This is a genomic window from Glutamicibacter sp. BW77, from assembly GCF_002332285.1.
Lineage (GTDB): Bacteria > Actinomycetota > Actinomycetes > Actinomycetales > Micrococcaceae > Glutamicibacter > Glutamicibacter bergerei.
The window spans coordinates 1-11,450 of sequence record NZ_NRGT01000066.1; the positions used below are offsets into that span (position 1 = coordinate 1).

Consider the following 11,450-nt stretch of genomic DNA (forward strand, 5'->3'; position numbering starts at 1 on the left):
GGTTCCCTGCATTGTTCGCATGTGTTGTAACTTGACTCTTCGACCGGCCTGACCGCCACTTTGAAAAGTAACCATCTGTCCCTAAGCATCCGCGCGTTAGTGTCAGGATGTCTGCACTTCCCTCTTTACGCACCCCAGAGCGCCCGGACGAAAATCGAATCGTCTCCGCGATCGGGGCGCTAACAGTTGCAAGACACCCCTCATGATTTTTCTCCGCATGGACATAGCACGAGACTGCAGACAGGTTGTCCTCGCCGTCAGCTAGGTAGTCGGCAAAAGGAGTGCGTAACCATCAATCGAATGCAAAGAATCTGATACATTGAAGAATAGTTTAACTTGCACCTAATTCACGAGGATCAATGACAGCACTGACACCAGATGAGCAGCTCATCAAGTCGCGTGATCGCGTGAGAGCGCATGGTGAGGTATTCACCCCAAGGTCGATGGTCAATCGGATGCTTGACCTCGTGAAGCCAGAGTTAGAAACCGGCCCTAACTTCGTAGACAAGACGTTCTTCGAGCCTGCCGCTGGCGACGGAAACTTCCTGGTCGCCATACTTCGCCGGAAGCTGCACGCCATCGAGAAGCGCTACCAGCCGACAGTGTGGCAGACCGAATCCTTGTTTGCCCTCGCTTCGATCTACGCTATCGAGCTCCTCGAAGACAATCACCGGGCAGCGCAAGAATCGCTTCTAGACATTTTCGTCGAGTTCCACCAACGCGCCGGAAACTCCTGTGGACCACGCACGAACCTCTACCGTTCGGCAGCCAAGCTTATCGAGCGCAACATTCTCCAGGGCAACACCCTCACAGGTCTTGATGCCGCTGGTGCAGAGATTCAATTCTCGTGGTGGCATCGCGTGCTCAACGAACCAGGCATGGTCCAGCGAGAACCATTCTCTCTTTCATCATTGCGAAACTCATCTACTGGCATAGGGATGTTCGATTTTGCGATCTACGACTCCTACGCAGTCTGCCGCGTCGAGCACGTCTACAAAGAAGTGAAGGCTAATGTCTAACCCGAAGATCAGCACTTTCCACGAAGTCACTCCGTACGTATACTCGTGGACTACCCCCGACATTCCCAAGTACGCAGGTTGGGAGAAAATCGGATACACCGAGCAGGCCGGCGGCCCAGATGTACGCATCGCGCAGCAGGCATCCCAACTGTCCGTGCGCAAGGAAAAGTTGTGGGCGCTGCGGGCTTTTTTCCAGACTGAACGCGGTGGACGATTCACCGACAAGGACTTCCATACCTACTTGAAGCAGCAGGGCATTGAGCGGGAATACAACCCCGATGCCCAGCCAAAGCGCACCGAGTGGCATCACTTCGCCGACGCTCCGAGAACCTCCAAGGATTACTTCCTTCAGTTCGCCAGCCAGGATGAAGTCGATATGCAGCGCGTGGGCACTGATGAGTACAGCCTACGCCCCGAACAGGAAGCTGCGGTCAAACAGGCGCTGGAAGCGTTCGCTGCTGGACATGACGAAGTGCTCTGGAATGCCAAGCCACGTTTCGGCAAGACCCTGACAACCTACGACCTTATGCGCCACCTTGAGGCTCGCAAGGTCCTCATCGTGACCAACCGTCCTGCTATCGCCAACTCATGGTTCGACGATTTCACCCGCTTCATCGGGCATCAGACTTCCTATGTTTTCGTCTCAGAATCAGCATCGCTGGCTGGCCGCGAGACAATGACCCGTGAGGACTGGCGCAAGTACTCTGCCCAGAATCAGGACGAGGACCCTCGCGTTGTGGAGTTCCTTTCGCTGCAGGACCTCAAGGGTTCCCAGTACTTCGGCGGCCACCACAAGAAGCTGAAGCACATCGCCGATTTCGAGTGGGACCTGCTGGTCATCGACGAAGCCCACGAGGGCATCGACACCACGAAAACCGACATCGCGTTTGACAACATCACTCGCACGCAGACGCTGCACCTGTCCGGCACCCCGTTCAAGGCCTTGGCCTCAGGGAAGTTCGATCAGGAACAGATCTTCAACTGGACCTACGAAGACGAACAGACTGCTCGCGAAGAGTGGTCGGATGAGTCGCGGGACAATCCTTACGCATCCCTGCCTACGCTGAACATGTTCACGTACCAGATTTCGCGCATGATCACCGATCGTCTTGCCCAGGGCGTAGCGATCTCCGAAGACGCGGCCAACATTGATTATGCCTTCGACCTCAACGAGTTCTTCACGACCAAGGACAACGGCGTTTTCGAGCACCGCGAGGACATCCTCAAGTTCTTGGACTGCCTGACACACAATGAGAAGTACCCGTTCTCCACGCCTGAACTACGCGAAGAAATCCGGCACTCCTTTTGGCTGCTGGACCGTGTCGCTTCGGCCAAGGCGCTCGAAAAGCTGTTGAAGCAACACGAGGTGTTCAAGGACTACACGATCATTCTCGCTGCTGGCGATGGCAAGAGCCACGACAGCATGGACACGGCGGCTTCCGAGAAGTCGCTGGACAGGGTGCGCAAGGCAATCACTGCGGCCGAGAGGAATGGCGGCAAGACGATCACGCTGTCGGTTGGTCAGCTGACCACAGGTGTCACCGTGCCGGAATGGACCGCGGTGCTGATGCTATCGAACCTGTCTTCGCCGGCTCAGTATATGCAGGCAGCATTCCGTGCCCAGAACCCCCACACTTTCATGCGGGGTGAGCATGTGCTGCAGAAAAAGAACGCCTACATATTCGACTTCGCACCCGAGCGGACCCTCACCATCTTTGATGAGTTCGCCAACAACCTACGTCCGAACCCATCGGGCAGTCCTCAGGTGCGCCAGGACAACATCCGCCGCCTACTGAACTTCTTCCCGGTCATTGGTGAAGACTCAGAAGGCCAGATGGTGGAGCTTGACGCCGCCCAGGTGCTCACCATTCCGCAGGTGTTCAAGGCCAAGGAGGTTGTGCGACGTGGTTTCCTCTCGAATCTGTTGTTCGATAACGTAGCCGGAATCTTCCGATACTCGGAGCACATCAAGCAGATTCTTGAGAAGCTCCCGGAAGCCAAGGAAGGCAAACTCAAGAGCGGCACTATGATCTCTTTGGAAGATCCTGCCCCGGTCACTGACCGCGAAGGCAATGTCCAGGTTGATGTTGACACGGTCATCAACCCGAAGGTTGCTGAACTTGGTGTTCCAGTGTGGAGCAAGGAAGACGTTCCGGCCATCGATCCAGCGAAGCCACCGGCCAAGTTGGCCAAGGAGCTCGCCAACTTCGTCACTGAGCAGACTAAAGACACCCGTGAAAAACTCAAAGACGAATATGACCTGACCGCTGCCCAGGTCAATCGAGACATCAAGCATACCGAAGCTAAAGTAGAAGCTGCCGTTGAGCGTGCCATCGTCGAAAAGAACATTGCTGAGAAGCACCTAGAAGACGAGCGGGAGAAGGCCACCACTGACGAAGAAGTGGCAGCTGTCGAGGAAAAGATGGTCGAAAATGATTCTGTATTTGAGGCAGAACTCATGGCCATTCTGAAGAAATCTTCCGAGGCAGTAGCAGAGGAAACTGTCACCCGCGAAGAAACCAAGAAGGAACAGAACCGGGCCAACGCCACGATGGACGATGCTCGTTCCCACCTGCGCGGTTTTGCACGCACCATCCCACTGTTTCTGATGGCCTATGGACACGAAAATATGCGCCTGGCGAACTTTGATGACCACACCCCAGATGATGTCTTCCAGGAAATCACTGGGATCAGCGAGGCCGAGTTCCGCATCCTGCGCGACGGGCAGGAAGTAGTCGAAGAGGACGGGCACGTAGTCCAGATCCCCGGATTCTTCGATGAAGCAGTGTTCGACCAGTCAATTCAGGAGTTCCTAGAAAGGAAGGCCGAACTCGCCGACTACTTTGACGACTCACTGACGGAAAACATCTTCGCCTACATTCCTCGACAGAAGTCGTCGCTGGTTTTCACTCCGCAGCCTGTGGTGGATCAGATGGTTGACCTGCTTGAAAAGGAGAATCCTGGAATCTTCGAGGACCCAACGAAGACCTTTGCGGACCTCTTCTCCACGGCAGGACTGTTCCTGATGGAACTGGTGCGTCGCCTCGACACCGGGCTGGTAGCCAAGATCCCCGACCAGCAGCAACGGCTCAAGCACATCCTCACCAATCAGCTGTTCGAGATGAGCCATAACCAGATACTCCACGACATAACCATCGAGGCCGTCTCTGGCGGACTTAATGAGCGCAAACAGTGGATGGAAGATTCTGGACACTACCAAGTCGGCAACCTAGCAACAATGACCCCAGACGAGCGCAAGGCCCTTGTCAACGACATGCTCCAGGAAGGTAAGTGAACATGGACAAGAAGTTCGATGTAGTAATCGGAAATCCGCCCTATCAGGAGGAAGCAACGGGCACCGGAACTAGGGACACCCCCGTCTACCACCTCTTCATGGATGCAGCCTATGAGGTCGCTCAGAAGGCGGTCCTGATCACGCCAGCCCGTTTCCTCTTCAACGCGGGGCTGACTCCGAAATCCTGGAACGAAAGGATGCTCGCTGACGCCCATCTCACCGTGCCTATCTACGTCCCGAACAGCGACAAGCTCTTCCCGGGCACGGGGATCAAAGGGGGTATCGCGGTCACCTACAGGGATGAAGGCCGAATCGTCGAGCCTATAGGTACGTTCTCAAGGTCCCCCGAGGTCAACGATATCCTCCACAAGGTCACGTCCAAGCAGGGGCCTTCGCTTGGCGCCGAGGTGGCGAGTTCCAGCGCCTTCAGGTACACCCAGACGATGCACGACAGAGAGCCTAACGCATCAGCGCTGATGTCCAACAGTTCGCAGTTCAAGGTAAACACCAACGCTTTCCAGCAGCTCTCGTTCATCTTCCACGAGCAGAAACCGGACGACGGGCAGATGTATGTCAAGACGCTTGGACTACTCAACAACAAACGCGTGCAGCGTTGGATTCGGAACGACTACATAACCGGGCCGGCGAACTTCAACGCACACAAGGTGGTCGTGTCCAAGGCGAACGGCACTGGTACCTTCGGTGAGACTCTGGCGAGCCCACTGGTCTTGGGTCCTGGGATTGCCACAACTCAGTCCTTCATCGCGATCGGCTGCTTCGACGCAGAGGATGAGGCCGTCGCGTGTCTCAACTATCTGAAGACCAAGTTCGCGCGAGCACTGCTGGGGGTTCTGAAAACGACCCAAGATAACCCCGCGAAGGTCTGGAAGCACGTCCCGTTGCAGGATTTCACGCAGGCATCCGACATCGACTGGTCGAAGTCGGTGCCGGAGATCGACGGGCAGCTGTACAAGAAGTACGGACTCAGCGCTTCGGAAATCGACTTCATCGAAACCAATGTCAAAGCTATGGTTTGAGTGCCGTAATCATGGCTGAAACCAATTCAAGCGCCATGAATGAGATCGCCCAACAGGTCCGTGCAGCACGCACGGACCTTGGGTGGCCTCAGGGGCTCCTTGCTGCCAGGGCGGGCGTATCCCGCCCGTCCGTGGCGCGTCTGGAGGCCGGCGAGGATGTCAGCACGGATACGTTGAGCAAGATTTCCGAGGTGCTTGGCCTGAAGCTTACCCTCGCTGAGGTGCAGCCGGACGAAGACCAGTAGGCCGTCAGCTACCGTCTTTCGGCCGCCGGATGCCAACCACCTTGGACTTGTCCGTCCTACCATGCTGTTGCTCCAGTGACAGCACGTTGATAACACGCTCCAGCTGCTGCCGGTCGTTGGTCAGCTCGCGGATCTCTGCTCTGAGCCGCGTGATCGTCTCGTCGCGTTCTTTGAGCTGTTCGCGTAGCTTGACCACCACGGCAGGTTCGCCGCCAGTGAGCTCCATGCGGACCTTGAACTCGTCTTGCAGGTCGGTGAACTTGTGGGTCAGCAGCCAGCGTTTGACCCCGGCTTCGTTCGCGAGTGACTTGATGGTGAGCTTGCCGTCTGAGCGCAGTGGCTTCCCCTCGACCAGCCTGGTCATGGCATCACGGATTGCCTGGCGCTGAGTTTCGTCAGTCATAGCTCCACCCCTGTTTCATCGTGGGCCTGTACCAGTGCCTCCAGCAAGCTGACGCGCTGCTTCGAACGCTCACGCAATGGCAATGGCACCGCCTCGGATTCTGCTTCCCGCTTGAACTCGTCAATCAGCTGCTGGATGCGTTCGATGTGCTCATCGGTCCGCGCAATGTTGGCACACCGTGAGTCGCAGGCTGTCGGGTCCGGGCTCTGCCCTACAGCCTTGTTCACTTTCCGGTCTGGGTGGCACAGGGCCTTGGCGGGGTCGTAACAGCAGGCGAGAATCTGCGGCCCGTTGTCGTAGATACGCAATGCCGGATTCCGCATCAAGGATGCGGCTTGTTTAGCGTTCATGACCTTGCCAGAGTACACATCCCGGTATTCTTCCACCGCACGCTTGTACCGTTCGGCAGCAGGTCCGCTGACGTGGCTCCCGTTGTCAGCGGCATCCACTGCACGGGCCAGCCCATCTGACACGCTCAGGGCTTCCTCCATGGGAAACAGATCGCGTAACCCTGCCGATACCCTGGAACCGTAGCCATCAGTGGTGTAGCTGTGCAGATGCCCGTACTGGATACCCAACGCGACCCGGCCACCTGGCAGTCGGTAGATGAACCAGGCCAGGGTACGCCGGAACCGACGGAGGACAACCAGGCCGGCCGGGTCTTCTGGGATGATTTCGTGTTCGCGTTCCAGCCGCTCGGCCTGCTCGTTGCACCAGTCGATGAGCCACTGAATAGACCATTTGGCGCTTTGATTGCTGACACTGGTGAATGTCGACGCAGACCGGCTGGAGATGATGTGGAACTCTTTCTGCGGGAAGAGCAGCTCGTGATCATGAAGGCGTTCAGCAACACGAATAGCATCCGCAACAGGTCCGATCACAGTCCACGGAACCTCTCGGGTCTTGCCTCCAGGAATGAGATTCCCCTGCTCATCAGTGGCGGATTTGAAAGTCTGACCCTCGATACGGAAACTCGTCGATCCGTCGTCGTCTGTGATTTCCGTGCAGCATCCTCGTTTGAGCGCTCTGACTTCCTCACCTCTCATCCCGCTCAGATAGCAGACGATCACTAGGCAGGCAGTAAGCACCAGCCGCTTCAGACGGGTAGCTTCGTAGTAGTCGATTGAATCAGTCCATGGTTTGCCGTCGATAGTTCCCGTAGGCGCGTAGGGCAGTGGAGCAGAGGCCTCGTTGGATACCTCGCATTTGTGGTGAATCCCTTTCAGGGCGAACTGGGGTACGCCTAGTGTCGCGGAGAGGTATTCAGCTGCTACAGCTGTGCTTCTTCCTTGCCGTCGATTCCTTACGATGGTTGCCGGTAGCTTTTGCCCAGTTAGCTGAAGTTCTCGGATATATGAATTGATGATTTCCAACCCGTTCGATGGCTGTTCCTTGGGGATTGAGGCCTTCATTTCGTCTCGCACCGAGGAGGCTTCGATGACATCGCCGGACAGATCGTTGACCAGTCGCTGGCACCAGATCAACAGTGGCGACATGGTGGCTGGATGAATCGGCGCAGTCTTGTTTTCCGCAGTCCAGTCAGAGGCCCCCACGATGTCTTCGAGGTTCCCCACCCGCTCCCAGGGCGGGGACACAAGTCGGTAGTGGGCAGGCAGAAATGGACTAAGCAACCAGACGCGGCTCACCGCCAGTAACTGCCGCCGCTTGGGGTTGTAGGAGACCTTGCTGTCAGCAATGAGATCCGCGTACTGGTCCAGCGCTTCCGGGGTCAGATCCGACAGGTTCCGTTCTTTACTAAACTCAAACCATCTCAGGAACGGGAGTATGTCGTGGTAGGTTGTCCGCACGCTCTGCACCGATAACCGGCTGCGAATCGAATGCTTGCGGTTCATCTGGTTAATTGGCGTTTCCTCATTCAGAAGCAACCAGAGGAAATGCTTACAAAAGTCCCTGGCCCTAGATGGCACGTTCGCAAAATGAAAGTTGATCAATGGGGCCGTTGACTTCTGCCGGCTGACATCAAGCGTCCACAGGCCGTCGCTAAAGACCGAGTCTGACAGCTCCGGATGGACTTTCGTGTGCCCCTGGATTGGCAACCCTTGGGCGACCTCAGCGTGCCTTTGCGTAGTCATGCGTCTAGCTCCCTTCCGATGAGTCGAGAAATCAAATCCTCAGTTTCCGTTGTCTTCTGCAACCGTGCTCCAGCGATCTCTGCCTTGGTGGCAAGCCGAGACAAGAGGTTCCGCAGCCTTGCCTGGTGCATTGCAAACTCCCGGTTCCACCGCTCTTCGCTGACCGTGGACGAGATGGACTGCAAGGCATCAAATAGCACCACAAGCTGGGGCAAGTGCCGTGGAGTGGCAACAGCGTTGTCGCAGCCGAGGCACATCATGAAGGAAGCCGCACAGGCACCGTTCTGGTCTGTATCGAAGGGTCTGTGGAAGAAGTCAGTGCAGGCGGCAGTAGCCGTATCCAGTGCCCCGTTGAGCAGCGACTGGGCTGCCTCCTGGCCGATACCCAGCCGTGCGGACAGCGCTTCCACATGGGCTCCGTCCGCCGGCAGCTCTTGTGTGGTGACGGTGCGGATTTCGACAAACCTCTGTGCGTGCTGGAGAGCTTCTTGCTGCCCTTGCAAGAGCACCGGTACGGCTTGCTTGACAGTCGCTGGCTCGGACCGCCGGTAGATTTCCTCGCTTACCGTCTCGGAGTTCTGCCGGCTCCTCTGGCTGTGTACCTGCTCGGTCAGCCGGAGACGGCGAAGATTCAGGTGAAGTGGAGTACCGTCGTCACCGAGCACTGGAGCCAGCTTGTCCAAGGACTTCACAAAGTAACCGCTCGTTGACCAGTCCGTAATGAAAATCCCGGAAGGATGCCTGGTCGTGTGTGTGCCCAAAGCAATAAGCAACTGGTTTGTGGGGAACCCTAATTGCTCAAGTGTGTAGCGAGCTGGCTGGGTCATCCGAATAGCCCGTTCCATGAGACGGGATTCGTTTCCCGCGAAGTTGCTGGTGAAATACCTTTTGGCTGGACCACGCCGGGGTTTGTCCAATTGGGCCGTATACACCGATCCGCTGGACTTGATGGGGATCCCAGACGCCAACTCGGGAACTTCCATGCCGAACACTACCGACGAGTTGTAACCCCGCTCGCAAATGAACAGCACTACCAGGGCCAAGATTTCCGCAGGACTTGGAAACAGCAAATTCCTCGACCGTTGATGAGGTTCAAGACCGAAGTGCTCTTTCAAACCTGAATGGTGCGGAAACTTCTCCATGACCTTCGGTATCTCACCGGTGGTCAGCAGATGGTCAAGAATCTGGCCTTTGCTCCAGTCCTTCCATCTCGCCCTATACGGTTTATCCTCAGGATCTCCCACTCCGTTCCAGTAGTCGATCAGGGTCTTCACGTTGGACGTAATGCGCTTCTCAGCCTCCATCACGTAGCCCGTATACACACGCTTGATCCGGGCAAACTCTTCACGGGAATAGGCGTTGTAATCACGGGACTTTGGCTTCGGTGCCCTGGTTCGTAGCACCAGTTGGGTAGCCTCGGGAAGACCTTCAACGTCAGTAAGCAAGGATCTGCTCAGATTGATCTGTCCTGGCCATTTCACCCGGTTCTCAAGGTCGGCACGCCAGGAATTCCAGACCTCCGGTGTAATGCCCTCAATGCTCTCTACATCTGGGTGATTTGCTTCTACGAACTTCAGGAATGTACCAATCACGCTCTGCCCTGCCGCGCAGCTTCCAGCACGCCTCCAGCGCCCACCCGAGCTGGTGGCTTTGATGAACGCAAGGATCAGAGACTGCCGAAGCGTCCCGACTAATGGGTACCGGCTGAAGTCGAAAGAACCCAGCGACTCACCGTTCTCACCAACAACAGTAACCACAGTTTCTTTGCTGTCCGTCCTCTTCGGGCGACGATACGCCTCGGACGGAAACTCAGCTCTGAGTCGTGGCATGCTAACGAACTCCCTTGTTGACTAGAGGTGAGGACAGGATTTCTCTGGACAGTACAGCCGAGAAGTCGTGCTCGTCGTTTTCGCCGGCGTTGAGGAACAAGTCAACCTGCAATCCCTGGACCGGTTCCAAGTACACTTGCCTGGTTATTTCGACGTTCACATGACCGAGCATGGTCTGTACCAGAACCCATGGGTCTCCAAAGAGCATCCGGTACTCGCGCCGTTCCTCCGGCGTGATGCCAAGCCGGGTATCGGTGGCGTGGATGAGCGACACCAGCATTCTCAAAGCGAATGAGTGACGCAGCATGTGCGGAGTGCAGGCTATCGGAACCGACTGGGACCGACAGCGTTGTGAAGCTGTACTGAACACCATCTCCCAGGTCATGTACTTCATCGGCAGACCCGATTCAGCCAGCCAGACCATTGCTGGCTCAAGCCCCGCATCGCCTTGGATGAACAGGCGTTCGCGTTCTTCGGCGTAGAGGTCGTCCAGCGAGCAAGCGGTCACGCGGCCGTTGTCATCGATGAGCTTGGCTCGGCGGTTTGCGTCCACGGACTGAAGCACCAGTTTGCCAGAAAGATTGTCGTACCGCCCCTCTTTCTGGGCCCGTGAAACAGCTTCTGCGCGAGTGGTCAACTTGTAGGCCCCGAGGCCTTGCAAGGCTGCCCTCGACACCCAGAAGTTACGACCTCGGCCTTTCGCCACTGCGGTCGCCAGCCGCGCCTGGTGGAAGTTCGTACGTTCTTGGAGTGCAGGGACCTCGCACCACAGCAGCGTTGCGCCTTCACGGAGCCGGAGCCCGGAATCCCAGAGCAGGTCGGCGAAACAGATGTTGCGGTCTTCGTTCCTCCCGCGCCAGTTGTGCCTCTGCCGGCCTTCCAAGTTGTAGCCGGACAAACCAACATGCTTCCACTGGCGGTAGGCCTCGGGGGTGAGCCACTTGACCCGGTTGTTCCGGGCGTTCTTGGGCATCAGCGGTACAGATACACCGGCCCGGTTCGAGGAGCTGTCATCAGTGAACGTTTGAATGGGAGAGATGCGGATGGTGCCGCGTCTAGCGTGCCACTCGTAGAATCGGCGGCAGGCTGCAAGCTCTCTGCTGAATTTGACCCCAGAGATCCTGGAGGGATTCCGTTCATCGCGGCGACGCCAGTATTCGTAATCTTCAAATAGTTCGACTGTGCATTCTCGCCAGCCAATGTGCTGGCTGTACAGGAAGTTGAAGTGTGTGCGCAGATCCTTGGCGTAGGAAACTTGTGTCGCGCGGGATAGACGGCGGAACGACCGGTCGTGCAGATAGGCACTAACATCTAGGTCCGGGTAGCCATCGGGCTTGAGGAGGAAGAGCTCGTCGTTGCGAAGCCCCGCTTCCTCTTCTCGCTGGGCGAGATTCAGGAAATCTTCAGGCAGCCAGCTGGAAGGAGTGTCTGGTCGGCGTGGCCTGGCGCTGCGTAGTCTCCATCCGGCAATCTCGTCGTTGCTCGTCATGGCAGCACCCTACACCCCAACACGGACATTTTGGAGGGAA

The 11,450-nt window shown here is 56.8% G+C and carries 8 protein-coding genes; 4 read left to right on the forward strand and 4 right to left on the reverse strand.

Annotated elements, in window-relative coordinates:
- The first annotated feature begins 359 nt into the window (after positions 1 to 359).
- Genes CIK74_RS11250 through CIK74_RS11265 form a run of 4 tightly spaced genes read left to right on the forward strand, consistent with a single transcriptional unit; the run spans position 360 to position 5,596 of the window.
- Positions 360 to 1,019: a methylase gene (locus CIK74_RS11250; RefSeq protein ID WP_096256311.1), complete on the forward strand. Its 660-nt coding sequence runs from the start codon at positions 360 to 362 to the stop codon at positions 1,017 to 1,019.
- The gene (locus CIK74_RS11255; RefSeq protein WP_096256312.1) at positions 1,012 to 4,314 is read left to right on the forward strand and encodes a DEAD/DEAH box helicase family protein; all 3,303 of its coding nucleotides are present in this window, start codon (positions 1,012 to 1,014) and stop codon (positions 4,312 to 4,314) included. The genes CIK74_RS11250 and CIK74_RS11255 overlap by 8 nt, the downstream gene beginning before the upstream one ends.
- Positions 4,315 to 4,316: 2 nt before the next feature.
- Positions 4,317 to 5,351: an Eco57I restriction-modification methylase domain-containing protein gene (locus CIK74_RS11260; protein ID WP_096256313.1), complete on the forward strand. Its 1,035-nt coding sequence runs from the start codon at positions 4,317 to 4,319 to the stop codon at positions 5,349 to 5,351.
- 11 nt (positions 5,352 to 5,362) lie between these two features.
- On the forward strand, positions 5,363 to 5,596 hold the full coding sequence (locus tag CIK74_RS11265; protein ID WP_205738279.1) for a helix-turn-helix transcriptional regulator: 234 nt from the start codon (positions 5,363 to 5,365) through the stop codon (positions 5,594 to 5,596).
- A 4-nt stretch (positions 5,597 to 5,600) separates the two neighbouring features.
- On the opposite strand, the gene CIK74_RS11270 is transcribed toward CIK74_RS11265, so the two are convergent.
- From CIK74_RS11270 to CIK74_RS11285, 4 genes are read right to left on the reverse strand one after another with little or no spacing between them, the layout of a single operon-like run.
- Positions 5,601 to 5,999, reverse strand: a complete 399-nt coding sequence (locus CIK74_RS11270; protein WP_096256314.1) for a hypothetical protein — start codon at positions 5,997 to 5,999, stop codon at positions 5,601 to 5,603.
- On the reverse strand, positions 5,996 to 8,092 hold the full coding sequence (locus CIK74_RS11275; RefSeq protein WP_096256315.1) for a hypothetical protein: 2,097 nt from the start codon (positions 8,090 to 8,092) through the stop codon (positions 5,996 to 5,998). The genes CIK74_RS11270 and CIK74_RS11275 overlap by 4 nt, the downstream gene beginning before the upstream one ends.
- Positions 8,089 to 9,921: a hypothetical protein gene (locus CIK74_RS11280; protein WP_096256316.1), complete on the reverse strand. Its 1,833-nt coding sequence runs from the start codon at positions 9,919 to 9,921 to the stop codon at positions 8,089 to 8,091. The genes CIK74_RS11275 and CIK74_RS11280 overlap by 4 nt, the downstream gene beginning before the upstream one ends.
- A 1-nt stretch (position 9,922) precedes the next feature.
- Entirely contained in the window at positions 9,923 to 11,410 is a 1,488-nt protein-coding gene (locus tag CIK74_RS11285; protein WP_096256317.1) for a site-specific integrase, read from the reverse strand.
- Positions 11,411 to 11,450 lie beyond the last annotated feature (40 nt).

What these genes read in the sequence shown, in the direction of transcription:
- CIK74_RS11250 (WP_096256311.1), top strand. Translation starts at nt 360, where the DNA reads ATGACAGCACTGACACCAGATGAGCAGCTCATCAAGTCGCGTGATCGC.
- CIK74_RS11255 (WP_096256312.1), top strand. Translation starts at nt 1,012, where the DNA reads ATGTCTAACCCGAAGATCAGCACTTTCCACGAAGTCACTCCGTACGTA.
- CIK74_RS11260 (WP_096256313.1), top strand. Translation starts at nt 4,317, where the DNA reads ATGGACAAGAAGTTCGATGTAGTAATCGGAAATCCGCCCTATCAGGAG.
- CIK74_RS11265 (WP_205738279.1), top strand. Translation starts at nt 5,363, where the DNA reads ATGGCTGAAACCAATTCAAGCGCCATGAATGAGATCGCCCAACAGGTC.
- CIK74_RS11270 (WP_096256314.1), bottom strand. Translation starts at nt 5,999, where the DNA reads ATGACTGACGAAACTCAGCGCCAGGCAATCCGTGATGCCATGACCAGG.
- CIK74_RS11275 (WP_096256315.1), bottom strand. Translation starts at nt 8,092, where the DNA reads ATGACTACGCAAAGGCACGCTGAGGTCGCCCAAGGGTTGCCAATCCAG.
- CIK74_RS11280 (WP_096256316.1), bottom strand. Translation starts at nt 9,921, where the DNA reads ATGCCACGACTCAGAGCTGAGTTTCCGTCCGAGGCGTATCGTCGCCCG.
- CIK74_RS11285 (WP_096256317.1), bottom strand. Translation starts at nt 11,410, where the DNA reads ATGACGAGCAACGACGAGATTGCCGGATGGAGACTACGCAGCGCCAGG.